The sequence below is a fragment of the Paenibacillus sp. Z6-24 genome (assembly GCF_054161335.1).
Window position 1 is genome coordinate 1,976,429 of the sequence record NZ_CP096398.1, and the last position, 18,038, is coordinate 1,994,466.

Genomic DNA, 18,038 nt, shown 5'->3' on the forward strand with positions numbered 1-18,038 from the left:
TATGCATACATCAGCAACGATGCAGCAGGCCATTACGAAAGTCATTCAGGGAGAGCATTTGCAGCGGGAAGAAGCAAACCGTGTGATGAGTACCATTATGAGCGGGGAAGCGACACCTTCGCAGATCGGCGGGCTTCTCACAGCGCTGCGGGTCAAGGGAGAGACTGTGGAAGAGATTGCAGGCTTTGCCGAAGCGATGCGCATGAGTGGCGGACGGGTGCCGGTGTTGTCCTCCAATCTGCTGGATACGTGCGGTACAGGCGGATCGGGTATTCACAAGTTTAACATTTCCACCGTATCGGCTATTATTGCTTCATCGGTATCGGTACGTGTAGCCAAGCATGGCAACCGGTCGGCTTCCGGCAAGGCAGGCAGTGCGGATGTGTTGGAAGCGCTCGGGGTCAATATCGGACTGAATGCCGATCAGGCGGCCCGCTGTCTCGATGAGATCGGCATCTGCTTCCTGTTTGCCCAGGTATTCCATCCATCAATGAAGCACGCCGCCGCCACCAGACGGGAGCTGGGTGTACGCACCGTCTTCAACATGCTGGGACCGCTGACCAATCCGGCAGGGGCAGACCGCCAGCTGATCGGATTGTATGATGGCAGCAAAATCGAGACGGTCGCCGAGACGCTGAATCTGCTGGGACTCAAGCGTGCGATGGTCGTTGCCAGTCATGACGGACTGGATGAGATCAGTATTGCCGCTCCTACACGGATCGCCGAGCTGCGGGACGGACAGGTGCAGACGTATGAAGTGAATCCGCATGATTTTGGATTGGATGTGCATCCGCTGGAACATATGCTTGGTGGAGATGCACTGCAAAATGCAGATATTATCCGCCGGGTACTGCATGGAGAGAAAGGTGCTTATCGTGATGTTGTACTGGCCAACACGGCAGCCTGCATTTACCTGGCCGGACAGGCCGATCATCTGGCAGAAGGTGCGGCCATTGCAGCGGCAGCCATCGATTCCGGAGCAGCAGCTCACAAGCTGGAACAACTAATTCAGACAACGGAGGCATATAGCTATGTATCTTGATCGTATCGTCGTAACCAAACAAAGTGAAGTGGAACAGTTAGCCAGTCGGTTCACGTTGGCAGAAGCAGAGCGTCAGATAGCCGCCATGCCTGCCACGCGGGGATTCAGGGGTGCACTGACCAAGACACCAAACCGCAGCCTCGGTCTGATTGCCGAAGTGAAGAAAGCTTCACCATCCAAAGGGCTGATTCGTCCGGACTTTCATCCGGTACATATCGCTCGTGCCTATGAGGAGGCTGGAGCCGATTGCATTTCGATATTGACCGATGTGCAGTATTTCCAGGGAAATAACAGCTATCTGACCGAGATTCGTGAAGAGATTCAGCTGCCGTTGCTGCGCAAAGACTTTATTATTGATGAACGGCAGATCTACGAAGCGCGTCTGATCGGGGCGGATGCGATTCTGCTGATTGCAGCCATTTTGACACCTGCACAGATTCGTGACTACCTGAGACTAGCTGTATCACTCGGACTGGATGTACTGATCGAGGTACATGATCTTCATGAATTGAAGATTGTACTGGCAGCCGAGGGAGCGGTAGAACATGGATTGATCGGTGTGAATAACCGCGATCTCAAGACTTTCGAGACTTCGCTTACGACGACCGCAGAGCTGATCAAGCTGCTGCCTGAAGGGGTGCCTTTAATCAGCGAGAGTGGGATTATGTCACCGGATGATATCCGTTATGTAGCTGAAGCGGGAGCTGCTGGCGTGCTGGTTGGAGAATATTTTATGCGGCAGGATAATATTGCCCAGGCGGTCCAAACCCTCATGCAACCTGCGCAGTCTCGTCTGCAGTCTGCTGCGGCTGCCGAGGATTCCCATGAATAATCAGCAGTCACAAGCTGCTTTTTCCCATCCTGATCCTGCTGTAAATGAGAGCGGAAAACAGAATGGCAAAGCAAAAACGAGGATAAAAATTTGTGGACTTCAAAGCGTTGAAGTGCTAAAATCTATGATACCGTTATCCGTCGATTATATCGGGTTTGTGTTCGCAAAAAGCAAGCGTCAGATTACACCACAGCAGGCAGCCGGATTGATCGAAGTGCTGCAGAAGTGGCCCGATAGAAAGCGTCCACAGAGTGCAGGAGTGTTTGTGAATCCGACGATGGATGAACTGGCCGCTGTCATGAGCACTGCTCCACTGGATGTGATTCAGCTGCATGGCCAGGAGACGCCAGAATTTTGCCGGCAGGTACGTGAGGTGCTGGATGTGCAGGTATTCAAGGTAATCTCCCTTGGCGGCAATCCGCAGCAGCCCAAGTTGGATGCTGCTGCTCAATTGAAAATGTATGAAGGCAGCGTAGATGCCTTTTTATTAGATACGTATGACCCTCTGTATGGAGGAGGCTCCGGCAAGACATTTGCCTGGGACCGGATTCGTGCTTACCATGACTGGACCGCAGCGCGGAATATCCCGCTGTTTGTCGCCGGAGGACTGAACCCGGATAATGTGAATGCACTGCTGTCCGGCTATCCGCTGGAAGGTATTGATGTGTCCAGCGGCGTCGAGACGGATGGAACCAAGGATATCGCAAAAATCAAATCGTTTGTGGAAAGGGCGAGATCATAATGACAACACTACCTGATGCAAAAGGAAGATTTGGAGACTTCGGCGGACGCTATGTGCCGGAGACGCTAATGAACGCACTGATTGAGCTCGAAGATTCCTACCGTAAATATGCGGCTGACGATGAATTTAATGCAGAGGTTGCCTATCTGCTCAAAGAATATTCCGGACGCGAGACCCCGCTTTATTATGCAGAGAGACTGACCGAACAGCTGGGCGGTCCAAAAATCTATCTCAAGCGTGAGGATCTCAACCATACCGGCGCTCACAAAATCAACAATGCGATCGGTCAGGGTGTACTCGCCAAGCGCATGGGCAAGCAAAAAGTAATCGCCGAAACAGGAGCCGGACAGCATGGCGTTGCGACAGCCACGGTCGCAGCACTGCTCGGTCTGGAATGTAAAGTATTCATGGGTGAAGAGGATATTAAGCGTCAGCAGCTCAATGTATTCCGCATGAACATGCTGGGCGCCGAAGTCGTACCGGTTACCTCGGGCAGCCGCACACTCAAGGACGCAGGCAATGAAGCGCTGCGTTACTGGGTCAGCAATGTGGACGATACGTTCTACATTCTCGGCTCTGCCGTCGGTCCTCATCCGTATCCGATGATGGTGCGTAACTTCCAGCGAGTGATCGGCGACGAGACCCGCCGTCAGATTCTGGAAAAGGAAAATCGTCTGCCGCATACGGTGGTAGCGGCTATCGGCGGCGGCAGCAATGCGATCGGCATGTTCTATCCATTTGTGGAAGATAAAGAAGTACGCCTGATCGGTGTGGAAGCGGCAGGCCGAGGTATTGATACTCCACTGCATGCAGCCACGATGAGCCTCGGTACCAAAGGCGTATTCCAGGGCTCGATGAGCTATCTGCTGCAGGATCAGCATGGACAGGTGCAAGAAGCACACTCCATTTCAGCCGGGTTGGATTATCCCGGTGTCGGCCCGGAGCATTCGTATCTCAAGGATATTGAGCGTGCCCAGTACGTGCCGATCACTGACCAGGAAGCACTGGATGCACTCAAGCTGCTGTGCCGGACCGAGGGCATCATTCCAGCACTTGAATCCGCTCATGCCATTGCCCATACCGTCAAGCTCGCGAAGGAAATGACAGCGGATCAGCTGCTGGTCATCTGTCTGTCGGGGCGCGGTGACAAGGATGTCGAATCCATTATGAGATATGAACGGGAGGGGTCGCTATGAGTATTACAGGACAGAGCCAGAACCGGATGGATGTTACATTTGCCGAACTTCGGGAAAAGGGCAGCACCGCGCTGATTCCTTTCCTGACGGTAGGTGATCCCGATCCGCAGACGACCGTCGATATTATCGTCGAGCTGCAGGCGGCCGGAGCACATATCCTGGAGCTTGGTGTTCCGTACTCTGACCCGCTGGCAGATGGTCCGGTGATCCAGCGCGCTTCCCAGCGTTCACTGACTCATCGGGTGACGATTGATACCTGTCTGGAAGTCGCCGAGCAGGCGCGCAGCCGGGGAGTGACGATGCCTTTTATCCTGTTCACCTATTACAATCCGATCCTGCAGTATGGACTGGACCGCTTCTTCGAGCAGATGCAGCATTATGATATCAGCGGCATGATCATACCGGATCTGCCGGTGGAAGAATCCGAAGAGATGCGCAGCCGCTCCAGAGCAGCAGGCGTCAGCCTCGTACCGCTCGTAGCACCTACTTCGGAAGAACGCATTGCTTCCATTCTGGATGGGGCACAGGGGTTTGTGTACTGCGTCTCTTCGCTCGGTGTAACCGGTGAGCGTGCTTCTTTCCATAACAATGTGGAGCAGTTTATCCGTAATGTCAAAGCAAACACGGATCTGCCGGTAGCGGTCGGGTTTGGCATTTCCAGTCATGAGCAGGTACGTAAATTTTCCGAGTTCTGCGACGGCGTAGTGGTGGGCAGCGCAATTGTGCGTCAGATCGAGTCCCAGATTCCGCTGCTTACCGACCCGGAGCGCAAAGCCGATGGGCTGCGGCAGATCCGGAATTTTGTATCCGAATTGATCGGATCGGAATAAGCGATTACGGTCTGTCATGGCGATCCTGCCAGGTACCGTTAATGTCTGGTCATCATCAATAAAATAACAGATTGCTGTCATGATCATGCAGTGGAGAGCAGAGCTGTTGCTCCGGCTGCATTCATGAAACAGTAACCGTCATGCTGTACCAGCGGATGGGATCATATCGGATCGGCGGGAAACAGGTTTTCCGCGGAAACGATGGATTCCGTCCGCTAATTCTGTATAATGAAATGAATACGTATCAGAAAAGAAACCGTACAAAGTCCGAAGGAGTGGTCCCAAAATGAAACCAAAATCCCGTATTGTCAATATTCCCGTTTACCAGCCAGGCAAGCCGATTGAAGAGGTAAAGCGCGAGCTTGGGCTGACTGAGGTAACCAAGTTGGCTTCCAATGAGAATCCGTATGGTTCAGCACCTTCCGTCCAGCAGGCGATTGCAGCGGAACTGTCCCAGCTGCATCTGTATCCGGATGGCGGGGCTGTAGAACTGACTGCCGAGCTGGCAGCTTCGCTTGATGTGCAGTCCGAGCAGATTATCTTTGGCTGTGGTTCTGATGAAATTATTGCCTTGATTACACGTGCTTTCCTGGAGCCGGGTGATGAGACCATCATGGCCGACCAGACGTTCTCTGTGTACAAGAGCAATGCAGATATCGAGGGTGCTGCTGTTCACGAAGTACCGCTCAAGGATGGCGTGCATGATCTGCCGGCGATGCTGGAGCAAATCAATGACCGTACCAAAATTGTCTGGGTATGCAATCCGAACAACCCGACAGGTACGATTGTGGATGAATCCGAACTGGTGCAGTTTCTTGATCAGGTACCGGCGCATGTACTGGTTGTACTGGATGAAGCCTATTACGAGTATGTAGTGGACGGCGCCTACCCGCAGAGCATCCCGATGCTGGATCAATATCCGAATCTGGTCATTCTGCGTACATTTTCCAAAATCTACGGTCTGGCTGCACTGCGCATCGGCTACGGAGTCGGTGGAGCAGGTGTGATCAAGCTGATCAACCAGGTGCGTGAACCGTTCAACACATCACGAATCGGACAGGCTGCAGCTCGTCAGGCGCTGAGAGATCAGGCTTTTGTCGATGAATGCCGTACCAAGAACCGTGAAGGCATTGAGTACCTGACAGGACATTTTGACCGTCTGGGACTCTCTTATTTCCCGAGCCAGACGAACTTCATCATGGTCGACACCGGGCATCCCGCAATGGAAGTATTCCAGGCTATGCTGAGTCGGGGTGTCATTATCCGTGCCGGTCATCACAAATATCCGAGCTACATCCGTGTGACCGTTGGAACACCGCGCGAGAATGAGATTTTCATCCGTGCACTGGAAGAGACACTGCAGGAACGTACTGCTGCCGTATAAGACTGCGGTACTGCATTAACTAATTTATATCAAGGGGATCAGGCGGATTCCTTCCGGCAAAGAGGCTGGCAAGGAAATCCGCTGCCCATCTGTAACCGGGTATTATGATGCTTTAAAGCATCTATGCAGCATATAGGATGATATACAAAGCAATCTAATTAACGAAGAATGAGTGGGATCATTATGACAACAAAAATTGCAATCTTCGGCGTAGGGCTAATCGGCGGTTCACTTGCGCTCTGCTTTAAAGGCAAGCCGGGTCTGCATGTGACCGGTTATACGCACTTGCCGGAATTGATACATATCTTTCAGGAACGGCAGGTTGTCGACCATGCTACCCTTTCGGTAGAGGAAGCGGCATTGGAAGCGGACTTTATTTTTCTCTGTGTACCGGTCAGTCTGCTCGGAACCTATCTGAAGCAGCTGAGCCATCTGCCGCTCAAGCCTGGCTGCATCATTACCGATGTAGGCAGTACCAAGGCATCGATCACAGCCTGTGCCGATCAGCTGCAGCTGCGTGAGGATGTGCATTTCATCGGCGGTCATCCAATGGCAGGATCGGAACGCTCCGGAGTAGGGGCCGCTTCCTATCTGCTGTTTGAAAATGCCTACTATGTGCTGACTCCGCCGGCTCAGGTACCCCAGCTTGTGTACGAACGTCTGGCTGATCTGCTGACACAGCATACCCGTGCCCAGATTATCAAAGTCGAGCCGCTGATGCATGACGAGATTGTCGGGGCGATCAGCCATTTGCCGCATGTCATTGCGGTTGCGCTGGTCAACCAGATTCGCAGCTATAATGAAGGCAATCCATTGTACCGGATGCTGGCAGCAGGAGGATTCCGGGATATTACCCGGATTGCGTCCAGTGACCCGATCGTATGGCGGGATATTCTGCTCAATAACCGTCATATTGTGCTGCAGCTGCTGCAGGACTGGAATGAAGGAGTGGAGCAGTTTATCGGTCTGCTGGAGAGCCAGGATGCGCGCGGTATCGAAGAGCAGTTTGAAAAAGCGGGTGCTTTCCGCGATGAGCTGCCCGAGCGCCGTAAAGGCATGATCACCCAACTGTATGATCTGTACCTCGATGTACCGGATCATCCCGGTATTATTGGTAAAATTACGACCGAGATCGGTAACCGCGGCATCAACATCAGCAACGTACAGATTATCGAGAGCCGGGAGGATGTGCCGGGCGTCATGCGCCTGTCTTTCCGCAATGAGCATGATATGGAGCAGGCGAAGGCAATGCTCCAGCAAAGTGAATACTCCGTATTTGTCTGAGAAACGACAGCTGTTCAGCAGGGAAAGTACTGGTAACCATAACTGATGTCTTACGGCTGTATCTTACATCATCTCCAGGAACGCTGTGTCATTCACAGCGTTCCTTTTTGTTTTTATTATGCTGGGAAGGGTAATAGGCTGTTGAATGTAAAATATTTACCAATTTATTCACCGGCAAAAATGCCAAGGAGGAAACAGGATGACATCTTACACAGGGGATATCCATGATGACACGGCTGAGCCGCGTCGTATTTACAGCAAGCGCAATATGTGGTCAGGTTTCTTGTTTGGCGTAGGACTGGCGGCTTTTATTGATGAGACGATTTTTCATCAGCTGCTGCACTGGCATCATTTTTACGATTTGTCGACCACAGCGGTCGGACTGGTATCGGATGGATTTTTTCACGCGTTCAGCTGGTTTGCCACGATTGCTTCCCTGTTTCTGTTCGCGGATCTGCGGCGTCGCAAAGCGCTCTGGATGATGCGCTGGTGGGGCGGCGTCCTGCTCGGAGCAGGGCTGTTCCAGCTGTATGACGGACTGGTACATCACAAGCTGATGGGGATTCACCAGATTCGGTACAACGTCGATCTGACGCCCTATGACCTAACCTGGAATATTATTGCGGTCATCATGATCATTATCGGCAGCATTCTGGTCTGGCGCACGCGCCGTGCCTGATACCGGTATGCAGGTAGGCTCAAAACTCTAAAACCCCAGGGCTTTAAGCCTCTGCTAATAACTTCCCTGCCAGCACCGATTGATCAGGCTGGCAGGCTATTTAGGATGAAAGGGGAAAAGGGAAGATGGAACATTCAATCGGACATGGAGGCACTTCGGCATCGATTGCAGTGGAATTGCTCTGCACACTGATTTATGCGGCTGCAATATTGGGCTACACGCTGACAGGACTGATCACCAACCGAAATTACAAACCCTGGCCGCTGTACCGTTACCTCTGCTGGTACACAGGCTGTACCTGTGCAGTAATCGTCATTATCGGGCCGCTCGCAGCAGCAGCGCACAGCGATTTTCGCATACATATGATCGGTCATCTACTGCTCGGAATGCTGGGTCCACTGTTGATGGCTATAGCTGCTCCGGTTACACTGCTGCTGCGCAGTCTGCCGGTGAGCCGGGCACGGGAGCTGAGCAGATTTCTGCGCAGTCCGTATCCTGCGCTGGTCTGTCACCCGATCGTGGCAGCTCTGCTGAATACCGGTGGTCTGTGGCTGCTGTATACGACTCCGCTCTATACATGGATGCACCAGTACACCGCAGTCAACCTGCTGGTTCATCTGCATATTCTGCTGGCAGGGTATGTATTCACCATTTCCATGCTGTATATTGATCCGGTAGCTCACCGGTATGGCTATGTGTACCGGGCGGTCGTGGCTATTATAGCTGCAGCTCTGCACGGCATGCTGTCCAAATACATTTATATTCATCCTCCGGCAGGCATACCGGCGGGGGACGCGGAGACAGGGGCAATGTGGATGTACTATGGCGGGGATCTGGTTCAGCTGATCATTATCGGGCTATTTTGTTACCGATGGTACCGGGATGCACGTCCACGGAAGCTGGTTGTATCGACTGCTTTGGATAGTTGATTCCAAAGCGGTCATCACTTGGAAGTACACGTATACATTAAGTGGATATCACATTAATTTTAAAAAAATGTAAATTTACCAAAAAAGATTAGCTAAAAGGGTTGACTTAATGAAAGCGCATACAGTATACTGTAACTACAGTATGGTTTCTCTCCACTCCTATCCAATAACTGGAGTTTCTGAAATATGAGACTCGAACCGCTAACTTATGTTAGCGGTTTCTTTTTTTGTTATTTAGTAAAAATAGGTGCTGCCTTTACACTTGGTATAATGTACCGGTATCTCTTCCACGTTACCCCACTTAAATTGTACTTCAAATGGAGAGCCAGGATAATTTTGTGTATTAGTAACTCTATAGATACTCATCTTCCCAACGCTGCATAACGGCATAAATGCTATTCGATGATACATATCTTAATCAACGAAGTCGTAATTAAAAGAGAAGGAACAGATCATTATAAATGATCTGTTCCTTCCTTATCCCTGTCCTAGTTGTGATAGGATCACTATTTTATCTAAATTTAATTGATGTTGAAAGTTTTGATGAGTCCTATTACTATACTTTTAAGACTTTTCCTCACCCTCAATTAAATACCATCTTAATAGTATTTGTTCATTTCCCTAGTAAACTATATGCTACTGAATACGATCATTTAGGAGAGGCCTCGGTCTTAAGGCTCTGATAGATGATATCGAAATCAGGAGGCAATGTCAAAACACTATAGTCTTGGGTGATTTTAATATGAATCCATTTGATCCTGGAATGATCTCTGCTAGAGGGTTACATGCAATACCCACGAAAGTCAAAGTAAAAAAAGAGAACGAACAATTCGCGGAAGGTCGTATACAATGTTTTATAACCCTAGGTGGAAGTTTTTTCAGAAGATTACGGTCCAGAAGGAACTTTTTATTATACAAAAGCTACTGACGTATTATTTTATTGGAATATAGTTGATCAAATTATATTGAGGCCGCAATTAATCCCATCTTTCAATTCTAGTAAATTGAAATTAATTTCATTTATTGGAGAGCAGAGTCTTATTGGAAAAGCTAGTATCATAAATAAAAAGATCACAGATCACCTACCTATTTTTTTGCGATCTAAAACATGGAGGTTTTTATGAGAAGTTTATGGCCTAGTATTAATGATTATAAAAAAACAGCAGCCAGCAACTGCAATACTAAATGAACAAGCAAAAATTTTATCGCAAATAACAAATAAAACTTTGCAATGCAGTATTGATAATATTCCACCATCATTCTTTTCAGAGAAGCGTATAGATGAGCTACCTTTTACTTTTAGTTTCAAAATAGGTTCTTCTTATTTGAAAAATTATAAGTTTGAATTACTTAAATTCTATCATGATATTCTTCTTTATCCTGTTTCTATAAAGTTAGATAAACTTGTCTTACAAGAGATATTAAATGATTATCCAAAAGATGCCTTTATAAAGAAGATAAAGATGAAAAAGTAATAAACATAAACAGTGAAGATGACTTTATTATATTTCTAGAAAAATTTTTTCAAACAAAAAGAGTACAAACTGTCTTGGTATCTATTATGGATCTGGCCAATGATTTTAAAAAAGTTTCTAAAGATAATGACGGTAATACTCCATCTTAAATAAGAAAACACCTATCAAAAGTTTGTTTTAATTTTTATAAACTTAAAAGATTAGAGTTTTATTAGTATATACTGATAAAACTCTTTTTTAAGTAATGAGAGAATTATTATTTTAAAGAGACCAATAAGACTTATATAAAAAAATAAAAATAGATATGTAATTGCTTTCAGCAGTACTATTTTAGGCCCATACCAAAGTAGAGATAGAGTCAGAACTTGGAGCAGATATCGTTGTGGATTACGGCGGACCTGTTAAAATTTATACGCCGGAGTTTGCCAAAATACAGGACACCTACTATTCGTGCAAAACATATAAATTTGGAGTACGTAAATAAAGAAGACTTTACCGATAATTTATTGGTAGAGTCTTCTTTATTTAAATTAGTATTTGATGAGTATTAATTTACACCATTATTAATGTATCCTTTTGCCCCGCCAAAGGTATATACGTTGAGTCGATAAGTACAACCACTTTTCATTGAGAAATTTTTAGAATCAGGTTGATCATGGAAAGAAGTTAAAATGTTATAATATTCTTGTTTGTTGCCGTTACAATACTCTTGGAGATTTGCATAGCTGTAACCAGTTCCTTGTGAAGGAGAAGAAATAAGTGTTATTTTTCCTGTCTTACCAACACCTTCAACGAACGGAGTTTGTCCTAAGCGTGGAGTTTCGCTACTTGTACTTGGCAGCACTTGGATATATCCAGAATTAATAGAAGCAAATGCCGAAGTTGCAATAAAAGAAGCAGCAACTATTCCTAAAGAAAGGGATTTAATAAATTTATTCATATGTATTTTCTCCTTTTATTAAATTATATTAAAAGTATAGTATATAAATTTGTTTATTTCAATAATAAAACTTAATTTCTTATTATTTAAATTAAAGTATAAAAAAGTAAAAATAGATATGAAATTAGTGGAAATATTTATATCTCAAATATGTGACAGAATAGAAATGAAGTCAGAACTTGAAGTAGATATTATTGTGGATTACGGTGGACTCATTAAAATCTATACGTCAGATTTCGTTAAAATACAAGACACTTATTATTCCAGATCAACTCGTATATTTAAAGCAACAAAAGGATAGTCTTTTACCGCTGAGATACCTCTACATAATCGCCTTGTAACCGAACTGATGTTCGAACATAATTCATACTGAGGTGATTGGCATGCTGCAGGATGCAGAGCGGAAGGTATTGAGAGTGCTGTACAATTATTTTGCAAAGAGCCGGATGATGCCCAGCTGGGTAGAGGCGCCCCGGAAGATCGGAAGAGATAAAGATCAAGTGACTATGCTGTTGAATGGTCTGGCTAATCAGGGATACATCAATTGGGATGGGGCGGATTTGCAGACAGTCGTATTGCTACAACAGCCTGAAACCGTCTGGGCGATCCAGCCGGCACAAAGTGGCTCAGATTACTTTACTCAATATTAAAAGTCCCTGCCGGTTATGGCAGTGCCTTTTGTATTCACTCAAAATTATTAGTTAATATTGCCTTTTTATCAATTTCAGTCTTAATTTTTTCTTTTTGCTTATAAGCTTCCTTTACACAAGCATATATACTAGAAACCCATAGATATTGATACCATTTTCCAAAAATGAAAAATGCTAAATATAATAAAATAACTGAAATTATTAAGAAATATATAGAATTAATATCTCCCAGTAAATCAATGTATGAGCTACTTTGTTTGTTCAAGCTTTCAGTATAAGCACTTATTTCTGCATTGTATAAGTAACCTTTTTCTCCTAATACCGGTATTGTTTTAAAAAGGTCAATTTTAGCTTTTAATTTAAGCATAGCCATTTCATGAGCCCAATCTACCTGTTTCATAGTATGTTGCAGATAAAATGAGAAGTTTCCAAGTAGAATAGTTACAAAAAATAATGCTATAGTGACAATTAAATTTAATTGCTTCATAGATTCATATCTTGCTTCAATTCCAGAAAAGATACTTCTAAGATTTTCAAAGGTTTCAACTTGAACTAGTTTCCGCCTTAAGAATAAATCCTGATTTTTAGAAATACTTCCCAATTCTTGATTTAGAAATTTTCCTACACGATATTTTCTTCTTAGATAATCACTTGCAGATTCGTTATTAATATTTGTTTTCAAAGATACTAATTCCTCTCAAATATATATTTAGCTGATTAACAGTCTGTAAGTTAGGTCTTATTTTGATTTTAAATTTATAGTATTTTCTGTAGTACAATACTTAACTAGATTCATTTGATATTGGGATGTGTAATTACTTTTCAGTTTTTAAATAAGCGTTGATTACATTATGAATAGTCATCGCATCAGTAATACTTATGAAAGCTGTCTGCTCATAATTTGATTTATCATATTCTGATAAGTTGGGTGTTAGAGAGAGTTCTTTTTGATTATATGCGTCGTAGACAAGTGTGGAATACAAATTAAGTTGTTTTATAATTACTTGGTTTTTAGAACCTTCTGAATTTTTCTCCGCTTCGTCTAGCTTTTGTTCTAACTGAGCTTGTTGATCAGTGAAAACAGATTGATAATCTAATGCAATTGTAGAATTTTTAGCGATTAAAATCTTTAGAGATTTCATATCTTTATTTATTTGTTCAAAGATTGATTTCATTTCATTCAAGGTTAGAATGCTTGATGTGTTTGACTCGGCAGAATTTTCATTTTTAATACTGCAAGCATTACATACATAGTAGTCAACGGCCAGATCGCCAATACTGTGCAAATATGCAAGAACAACTCTGTTTTCGTCAACAAAACCTACGGTGGGATTTTCCAAGCTGATTTCGATAACTCTATAATTCTTTATTTTAATTTGTAACTCCGGATTATCGTAGCTGGTTCCATATCCATAATAAACTCCGTCAGTGTCTTTATACTTTTGGAGGGGGTTCCCCAGCTTATTTAAAACCTGTTTAAGAGAATCACCAACCAGGACAACATTCTTGATCCCTTGACCTTTTGTAGTGGTGATAACATATTCAAGGATACCGCCTTCGAATATTAATATTTGTTTTTTATCAAAAAAGACAACCGTACTATCGTACTTCTTATCTTCAGTAGGGATTTTATGATCCATATTTTTGATTTTTGGCTGCAATTCAGAAAAAGAAAGCCCTAAAGTCCAGCCGGCGATTTGCTTATAATCTAGGTGCTTTTTCTCTTTTGTAATTTTTGGCTGAGTAGAAATTATTGAGTCAGAACCTGTTACTGGTTTGCTGTAAGAAATATCTCCTGAAGCTGAAGGCAAAAAGAGAAATGAAGTTAATACAAGAATGATTAATGATTTCATAGTTATATAACTCCTTCATAAATATTAAATTTCATCATCACTATATCGGAAAATAGTGGAAAAGGTTTCAATAATTTATTTAATATGAAATATGTTATTGGTGAGTATAAATTTTAAATGGATATTAGTTATGAGTGGATAGCGCCGAAATTAGAGCAACGAGCATGGGAGGCTGTACTTTTAGCAGAAAGAGAGAACGAGGGGAATATATTAGAATTTTCGGCGCAGTTGAAAAAATAAAGGACCTTTTAGCAGATGAACATACAGAGGAGCTGAATAAGCTAGAAGGCATATTTTTAGAGAAGAATGTTGCAGCCAAAAAGCTTATAAAATGGGTTTTGAAGATGCGCTGCAATTAAAGATTTCATTATAACAAAAAACTTCTATCCAATAACTGGAGTTTCTGAAATATGAGACTCCAACCGCTAACTTATGTTAGCGATTTCTTTTTTGTCCGAACAGTTATTTAGCGAACTTTGAATTGCAGCAGCTTTGTATGGTATAACAGATAAGGGAGTTTTCGTCTGCCGTTATCCAGTATGGAATTCAGCCTTTGATGGAACCGATCTTGCAGCACCTACATAATCGATTTGGGATGTATACATAAATAATTGCACCTGGTTCCAGAAAAATATCGTTTCATCCCATCCCTTGACTGTGGATAACGAGGCACAGCAGCAGGGATAGCAGGAGAGTAAGCGTCATTCTCAATCGTATAAGATTAATTTGATGGCTGGATCAGCAACCTTTTAACTTTGCCATCCGTCTAAAAGTCAGGTATGATATAAAGGTTGCACTTGTGCAGTGCTATGAAATGAATCGGTTCGGCTCCGTACCGACGGCTCATTTCCATGAATCGGCCTGGCCGGCAAACGATCTGCTGGCAAGTGATTATTCCGAACGTATTCAAGCGGCCGCGAAGCTGCATTTGATAAATATAAGCAAGATGTCCCTTCTATCCGGTCAGCCTGATTAAGGCTGCAGCCTATTATTCCAGTCGCTCGTTCGGTTCTCCGAACAAGCCTACCATCCATATAAAATCAGTGAATTGTTGTCAGCTGCGGAAAATGTTATAAACACCGCAACTTTTGCCGTTCTATCCGGTATTATCTAATACATGAGGAATAGGAAGATGCGGCGGCAACAATGAGGAGGGTCGCATTTCAATGACAGATTCCCTGTTAATTCAGGAAATTAAAAACGGTGATGTGGAGCTGTATTCTGAGCTGATGCGCCGTTATCAGCGCAAGATTCTGGCGTTTATCTATCATATGCTCAAAAGCTCCAATCTCGAAATTATGGCAGAAGACCTGTGCTCGGAGACGTTCTACAAGGCTTATAAAAGCCTGCATTCCTTCCGTGAAGTGGATGCTTCGTTCTCCACCTGGCTGTATACAATCGCACGCAATACCGTACTGAGCGAGCTGCGTAAGCAGAAAAGCGGCAGCATCCCTCTGGAAGAGAGCGGCTACACCCCGGTTGCACCGAACAGTATGGTGCCGGAACAGGCTGTACTGCGCGGGGAACGCGTCCAGATGGTACGGGAAGCGATTGACCAGCTGCCTGAAAAACAACGATCTGCTTTGATCCTCCGCGAATATGATCAGCTGGACTATCAGGAAATTGCTGATATCCTCTGTCAAAGTGTAAGCTCCGTCAAATCTCTATTGTTCCGGGCAAGAGCGAGCGTAAAAACACGGTTGGAGCCGTATTATTATGACTCGGTCTACAATCAGCCTAGTGAAGGGATGAAGAGAAAATGAATTGCAGAGAGGCCGAAGAGCTGTTCGGGATCTATTGGGACCTGACACCGGGTGATCCACGTCGGTTGGCACTGGACGAACATGTTCGGGAGTGTCCTGACTGCGCGGCAGAATTTGAAGTGTGGAAAGAAAGTCATGAACTCATTCAGGCGGAAACAGCACAATTGGAAAATATGCCGACCATGACGATCCGCGCCGAAAATATAAACCGGAACGTTATGGACCGGATTTATGCTGAATCACCATGGCTGGTACAGACAGATGTAAAGCGTGGACCGATCTCGCGTTTGTTCCGCCGTCGTCTGTCCGTCTGGATCTCCTCGCTCATTGCGGTCTTTATATGCAGTTCCATTTACTTGACGCTCGATATGACAGGCACGTTTGAACAGCAGCCGCAGCCGGAACGGGTTACCGGCATTGTGCCTACCGCTGTAGCTACAGGTGATGATACTACCGTTGTATATTCGTCGCTTCACTTTGCCGGATCGGAACGGGGATTGATCGATCCGCTGGTGATTCCAATGAATCCGAGCCATCCGCAGTACTGGATGATTCTGTCGCTTGTCGGCATGCTGCTGGCGCTGGTCTCCCTGCGCTGGCTCGCCCGAACCAAACATCAATAATAAACACAAAGATGCATAGCTTGCAGGCAAATTCCGTAATTGGACGGATGCCGGCAGGCTTTTATTTATGTTATGCTGTAGGTATTCATATCCAGTACATAGCAGCGATCGCAGCATGTGTGAGCAGTCGGAGGAAGGGTGTAAAGGAAAAATGCGGATCGGATTAATCAGGCACGGCTTGACCGACTGGAATGCGCTGGGGCGTATTCAGGGTCACAGCGATATTCCACTCAATGAGGAAGGGAGGAGACAGGCATCACGACTGGCAGAACGGCTCGCGGTAGAGCCGATTCACTGGGACCATATTATTTCCAGCAGTCTACAGCGTGCGCATGAGACTGCGCAGATCATCGCACAGCGTCTGGATATCCCACTTCTGGAACCGGATGAGCGCCTCAAGGAACGAGGCTTCGGTCAGGTGGAAGGATTAACCTGGACAGAGCGTGAAGCCAAATGGGGCACAGATTGGGAGACACTGGAGCTGGGACAGGAAAAGGTCGAGCTGCTTCAGGAACGCGGAATGAGCTTTCTCAATTCCACCTGGGAGCAGTTTCCCAATCATAATATTCTTGTCGTCAGTCATGGCGGTTTCCTTTCGCATCTGTTCACTTTGCTGCTGCAGGAGCAGCATACCGAGCGAATCGGCAATTTGTCATTGACTGTTCTGGAACGGGAAGCCGAAGAATGGAAGGCTTTGCTGTATAATAATACGGATCATCTTCAGTAATGAGGCATGACGTGATATATGGACGCAAATGGAAGAATGAGCACGATTGAGGTTGGTTGGAGAACCGTCGCACGTGCTCATTGGACTATATTAAGGCATAACGATAGGAAAAAAGCGCGGGAGATAAGATGTTCCAGCATAAAGTTTACAGCATTGTTATTATTTTTATCACTTTTTTTGTGAAATTAATGATGCGCTTACAGATATTTTGGTTAAAGTCCAGATAAGGAGCGGATAACATGTTATTGCCTTACCACAATCAATGGCCGATTGTACACGAAAATACATTCATCGCCGAGGGTGCCAAGCTGATCGGAGACGTGAAGCTGGGCGAGGACAGCAGCGTATGGTTTAATACTGTACTGCGCGGAGATCTCGCTCCGGTAATCATTGGAGACCGATGTAATGTACAAGATCTGGCTGTAGGACATGTACATGAGATTCACCCCTTAATTATCGAAAATGATGTTTCCGTCGGACACTCTGCTATTGTTCACGGCTGCCGGATCGGTCAGGGATCCTTGATCGGAATGGGTGCCATTTTGCTGAACGGAGTAGAGGTTGGTGAATATTCGTTAATTGGTGCAGGTTCAATTGTCACAGAGAATAACAAAATTCCACCTTATACTCTTGCACTAGGTTCACCGGCACGTGTAATCCGCGAACTAACCGAAGCTGATTTGCAGCGGATGGCCAGGACTACACAGAGCTATGTGGACAAAGGAAGAGAGTTCAGGAATCCATGAATAGCATTATGGAGGTGCGCCCTATGTACAAGATGAAAGTAACCTATGAGGTCATGTTGGGTTTGGCAGCTGAGATGGTATGGGACCAAGTACTTCGCGAACATCGGATTGAGGAACTGAACACACTTATTGATCGGGCGCTTGCCGACAGAGATGAAGAATCTTTTCAAAAGTGGACTAATGAATTGCGTTCATTAGCGCCGGCTATTGAAGTCGAACTGCCAGAAGTGGAGCATTATGAACGTAAATCATTATCTCACTAAGACGATATGTATGTATCATTTTATCCTATAAAAGTCTGCCGTGATCTGAGGCAGACTTTTTTGATGTTCTTTTGGGATTA

19 protein-coding genes are annotated in these 18,038 nt (G+C 45.3%); 16 read left to right on the plus strand and 3 right to left on the minus strand.

Annotation, left to right across the window (positions count from 1 at the left end; translation table 11 throughout):
* Position 1: 1 nt before the first annotated feature.
* From trpD to M1D61_RS08760, 10 genes are all read left to right on the plus strand, one after another.
* The gene (gene trpD / locus M1D61_RS08715; protein WP_458121983.1) at positions 2 to 1,042 is read left to right on the plus strand and encodes an anthranilate phosphoribosyltransferase; all 1,041 of its coding nucleotides are present in this window, start codon (positions 2 to 4) and stop codon (positions 1,040 to 1,042) included.
* The gene (gene trpC, locus M1D61_RS08720; protein WP_458121984.1) at positions 1,032 to 1,874 is read left to right on the plus strand and encodes an indole-3-glycerol phosphate synthase TrpC; all 843 of its coding nucleotides are present in this window, start codon (positions 1,032 to 1,034) and stop codon (positions 1,872 to 1,874) included. Before trpD ends, trpC begins: the two co-directional genes overlap by 11 nt.
* 124 nt (positions 1,875 to 1,998) lie before the next feature.
* A complete protein-coding gene (locus tag M1D61_RS08725; protein WP_458121985.1) occupies positions 1,999 to 2,616 on the plus strand; it encodes a phosphoribosylanthranilate isomerase in 618 nt (205 codons plus the stop codon).
* The gene (gene trpB, locus M1D61_RS08730) at positions 2,616 to 3,812 is read left to right on the plus strand and encodes a tryptophan synthase subunit beta (protein WP_458121986.1); all 1,197 of its coding nucleotides are present in this window, start codon (positions 2,616 to 2,618) and stop codon (positions 3,810 to 3,812) included. Before M1D61_RS08725 ends, trpB begins: the two co-directional genes overlap by 1 nt.
* Entirely contained in the window at positions 3,809 to 4,642 is an 834-nt protein-coding gene (trpA, locus tag M1D61_RS08735) for a tryptophan synthase subunit alpha (RefSeq protein ID WP_458121987.1), read from the plus strand. The genes trpB and trpA overlap by 4 nt, the downstream gene beginning before the upstream one ends.
* A gap of 286 nt (positions 4,643 to 4,928) precedes the next feature.
* Positions 4,929 to 6,026: a histidinol-phosphate transaminase gene (gene hisC / locus M1D61_RS08740; RefSeq protein ID WP_458121988.1), complete on the plus strand. Its 1,098-nt coding sequence runs from the start codon at positions 4,929 to 4,931 to the stop codon at positions 6,024 to 6,026.
* A gap of 183 nt (positions 6,027 to 6,209) precedes the next feature.
* Positions 6,210 to 7,310, plus strand: a complete 1,101-nt coding sequence (locus M1D61_RS08745; RefSeq protein ID WP_458121989.1) for a prephenate dehydrogenase — start codon at positions 6,210 to 6,212, stop codon at positions 7,308 to 7,310.
* 199 nt (positions 7,311 to 7,509) lie between these two features.
* Positions 7,510 to 7,989: a DUF2243 domain-containing protein gene (locus M1D61_RS08750; RefSeq protein ID WP_458121990.1), complete on the plus strand. Its 480-nt coding sequence runs from the start codon at positions 7,510 to 7,512 to the stop codon at positions 7,987 to 7,989.
* Positions 7,990 to 8,114: 125 nt separating this feature from the next.
* On the plus strand, positions 8,115 to 8,918 hold the full coding sequence (locus M1D61_RS08755) for a cytochrome c oxidase assembly protein (protein ID WP_458121991.1): 804 nt from the start codon (positions 8,115 to 8,117) through the stop codon (positions 8,916 to 8,918).
* A 1,145-nt stretch (positions 8,919 to 10,063) separates the two neighbouring features.
* The gene (locus M1D61_RS08760) at positions 10,064 to 10,393 is read left to right on the plus strand and encodes a hypothetical protein (RefSeq protein WP_458121992.1); all 330 of its coding nucleotides are present in this window, start codon (positions 10,064 to 10,066) and stop codon (positions 10,391 to 10,393) included.
* 547 nt (positions 10,394 to 10,940) lie between these two features.
* On the opposite strand, the gene M1D61_RS08765 is transcribed toward M1D61_RS08760, so the two are convergent.
* Complete coding sequence (locus M1D61_RS08765; RefSeq protein WP_458121993.1) at positions 10,941 to 11,333, minus strand: hypothetical protein; 393 nt, start codon at positions 11,331 to 11,333, stop codon at positions 10,941 to 10,943.
* A 383-nt stretch (positions 11,334 to 11,716) separates the two neighbouring features.
* Here M1D61_RS08765 and M1D61_RS08770 point away from each other — a divergent pair, with 383 nt between their 5' ends.
* Entirely contained in the window at positions 11,717 to 11,983 is a 267-nt protein-coding gene (locus M1D61_RS08770) for a hypothetical protein (protein WP_458121994.1), read from the plus strand.
* Positions 11,984 to 12,017: 34 nt separating this feature from the next.
* On the opposite strand, the gene M1D61_RS08775 is transcribed toward M1D61_RS08770, so the two are convergent.
* Entirely contained in the window at positions 12,018 to 12,665 is a 648-nt protein-coding gene (locus tag M1D61_RS08775) for a hypothetical protein (RefSeq protein WP_458121995.1), read from the minus strand.
* Between the two features lie 133 nt (positions 12,666 to 12,798).
* On the minus strand, positions 12,799 to 13,836 hold the full coding sequence (locus M1D61_RS08780) for a hypothetical protein (protein WP_458121996.1): 1,038 nt from the start codon (positions 13,834 to 13,836) through the stop codon (positions 12,799 to 12,801).
* A gap of 1,166 nt (positions 13,837 to 15,002) precedes the next feature.
* Here M1D61_RS08780 and M1D61_RS08785 point away from each other — a divergent pair.
* The 5 genes from M1D61_RS08785 to M1D61_RS08805 all read left to right on the plus strand — a co-directional run bounded on the left by M1D61_RS08785 (position 15,003) and on the right by M1D61_RS08805 (position 17,958).
* Positions 15,003 to 15,599, plus strand: coding sequence for an RNA polymerase sigma factor (locus M1D61_RS08785; RefSeq protein WP_017814502.1), 597 nt, complete (start codon positions 15,003 to 15,005; stop codon positions 15,597 to 15,599).
* Complete coding sequence (locus M1D61_RS08790) at positions 15,596 to 16,222, plus strand: anti-sigma factor family protein (RefSeq protein ID WP_458121997.1); 627 nt, start codon at positions 15,596 to 15,598, stop codon at positions 16,220 to 16,222. The genes M1D61_RS08785 and M1D61_RS08790 overlap by 4 nt, the downstream gene beginning before the upstream one ends.
* 151 nt (positions 16,223 to 16,373) lie before the next feature.
* Positions 16,374 to 16,949 carry a histidine phosphatase family protein gene (locus M1D61_RS08795; RefSeq protein ID WP_458121998.1) on the plus strand — a complete coding sequence of 192 codons (576 nt, stop codon included), beginning with the start codon at positions 16,374 to 16,376 and terminating at the stop codon, positions 16,947 to 16,949.
* A gap of 239 nt (positions 16,950 to 17,188) precedes the next feature.
* Positions 17,189 to 17,695 (plus strand): gamma carbonic anhydrase family protein, encoded by a 507-nt coding sequence (locus M1D61_RS08800; RefSeq protein ID WP_458121999.1) that lies wholly within the window; start codon positions 17,189 to 17,191, stop codon positions 17,693 to 17,695.
* 23 nt (positions 17,696 to 17,718) lie between these two features.
* A complete protein-coding gene (locus M1D61_RS08805) occupies positions 17,719 to 17,958 on the plus strand; it encodes an IDEAL domain-containing protein (protein WP_046215031.1) in 240 nt (79 codons plus the stop codon).
* The last annotated feature ends 80 nt before the right edge of the window (positions 17,959 to 18,038 follow it).